We start from the raw sequence: 2,070 nt of genomic DNA, 5'->3' as shown, positions 1-2,070 counted from the left end.
GTCGAGGGCTCCACCGTGGGACTCCTCGCGGAGCCCGACGGGTTCCGGGACCTGCTCGATCCGATTCCGGACGACGTCGCGTTCCGGTCGTCGTTGCGTGGGCATCTCGACGTCGTCGTGTTCTTCGTCACGCGCCGCGTCGAACTCGAACGCAGGATTGCGGCGGCGGGACGGTCGATCCGCCCGGCCGGGGGTCTGTGGATCGCGTGGCCGAAGCGGGCATCCGGGGTACCGACCGACATGACGGAGGACGTCGTGCGCGAGGTCGCACTGCCGCTGGGACTCGTCGACAACAAGGTGTGTGCGATCGACGAGGTGTGGTCCGGTCTGCGCATCGTGTGGCGTCGCGAGCGTCGCTGATCTTCAACCCACCATGTCGCCGCGACGCGGGCGTGCGACAGTGTTCACATGAGTGCGTTGGCCAGAACGCCCGAGCCGCCCTACTACGCGGTGATCTTCACGACCACCTCGACCGCCGACACCGATGGATACGAGGCGGAGGCCGAACGGATGGTCGAACTCGCCCACGAGCAGCCGGGCTTTCTCGGTATCGATTCCGCCCGCAGCGACGGGGTCGGGTTGACCGTGTCGTACTGGGCGTCCGAGGAGTCGATCACCCGCTGGAGGGAACACGGCGAGCACACGATCGCTCGCGAGACCGGTCGGGCGCGCTGGTACGCCGGCTACGAACTGCGCGTGGCCAGGGTCGAGCGGGCGTACGACTGGCGTCGGCCAAAGGGGACCGAGTCGATCGACGCCTGAGGCGATTGTCCGTCAGTTCGGGCTGACGGTGACGGCATCGCCCGGCCGCACCGTGCCCGGCCGCAGCACCGAGGCGTACCAACGCGTGGCCTCCGGGTGGAGGTCGTGGCGCATCAGTGAGATCTCGCCGTCGATGAACCACTGGGCGTTCTTCTGACACGGCACCGTCGGAGCGCTGAGTTGGCAGCGCACGTCGCCGATGTCGACGATCGTTCCTCCGCGCAGGTCGGCCCATTCGATGCCGGACACCGTGATGTTCTCGCCGGCGCACCCCGGTGCGATCGGGTGGCCATCGGCGGCGAACGCGTCGATCACCTCGCGACTCCAGAGGCACAGTGCCTGCCAGGGGCGACCATGGTGGAGGCGTGCTGCCTGGGTGTCGCCATCGACGCCGCGAACTCCGATGGTGGCGACGTCGATCGCCGACTTGGGCACCCCGCCGGTCGAAGCGCTCAACTGGTCGACGGTGCCGTGCTGCGTGCGAATCGAATCGTCGCCCGCACGTCGGACGTCGGCGATCGACACGAGACCGTGCCACAGGTGGTGGACCTTGTCGTACAGGTCGGCCGACGCCTCGATCGCCTTGAGATCGTCGATGCGGCGGGCGTCGAGCTTGTCGATCAGCTCCGGGCGTGCGTCGACGCTCCAACCCTCGAGGAGATCGCGGGCGTGGAACAGGGTGCGGTTCGCATCCTGTTCGTTCCACTGACTGCGGTCGAACCCGCACCGGTCGCATTGCTCGACGCCGATCATCGCCCGAAGCTACCCCACGTGCGTCTCGTCGTCGTCGGCCGGTCGCCCGCCAGGTTCTCGGCCCCGATCTGTTGCAGCAGGTGATACGCAGACGGGTCGAGAAGCCCTCGGGCGAGCGATCGCGGGTTGCGCCGGGGATGTGGCCCGGCGATGCTCGGGGCATGTTGCCGCTCGTGCCGTACGTCCGTCGTGCCGATTGGCCCGCCAACGAGAAACTGATCGCACGGCTCGCGACGGCGTTGCCCGATGCACTCGTGCTGAACTTCGCCGACGTCGACCCGAGCCGCGTGGGCGAGATCACCGCTGCGGTCGTCGACGGACCGAGTGCCGAACAGCTCGCCGCCATGCCGAACCTCGCGTTCGTCCAGAGCACGTGGGCGGGAGTGGAAGCGGTCGTCCCCACCGTGCCGCCCGCCGTCGCCGTCGCCCGGATGGTCGACCCGCAGATGGAGGTGACGATGTCCGAAGCAGTCCTCGCATGGACGCTCTATCTGCACCGGGACATGCCCCGCTATGCGCGTCAGCAGCGCTCGCGCGAGTGGCAGGGTCATGCGC

3 protein-coding genes and 1 pseudogene are annotated in these 2,070 nt (G+C 68.5%); 3 read left to right on the top strand and 1 reads right to left on the bottom strand.

Going from position 1 to position 2,070, the window contains the following annotated elements; all coding sequences use genetic code 11:
- Window positions 1–360, top strand: a 360-nt coding sequence (locus WBV89_RS14555) for a DUF3052 domain-containing protein (RefSeq protein WP_423982075.1), incomplete at its 5' end; no start/stop codon positions are given.
- 48 nt (window positions 361–408) lie between these two features.
- Window positions 409–762 carry an antibiotic biosynthesis monooxygenase family protein gene (locus WBV89_RS14550; protein WP_423982074.1) on the top strand — a complete coding sequence of 118 codons (354 nt, stop codon included), beginning with the start codon at window positions 409–411 and terminating at the stop codon, window positions 760–762.
- A gap of 12 nt (window positions 763–774) precedes the next feature.
- On the opposite strand, the gene WBV89_RS14545 is transcribed toward WBV89_RS14550, so the two are convergent.
- On the bottom strand, window positions 775–1,515 hold the full coding sequence (locus WBV89_RS14545; protein WP_423982073.1) for an MOSC domain-containing protein: 741 nt from the start codon (window positions 1,513–1,515) through the stop codon (window positions 775–777).
- A gap of 161 nt (window positions 1,516–1,676) precedes the next feature.
- Here WBV89_RS14545 and WBV89_RS14540 point away from each other — a divergent pair.
- Window positions 1,677–2,070, top strand: a pseudogene (locus WBV89_RS14540) (glyoxylate/hydroxypyruvate reductase A); the annotation flags it as partial.

The sequence above is a fragment of the Ilumatobacter sp. genome, assembly GCF_049588435.1.
Lineage (GTDB): Bacteria > Actinomycetota > Acidimicrobiia > Acidimicrobiales > Ilumatobacteraceae > Ilumatobacter_A.
The sequence above is the reverse complement of the archived record's forward strand: the minus strand, read 5'-3'. Positions and strand labels throughout refer to the sequence as shown.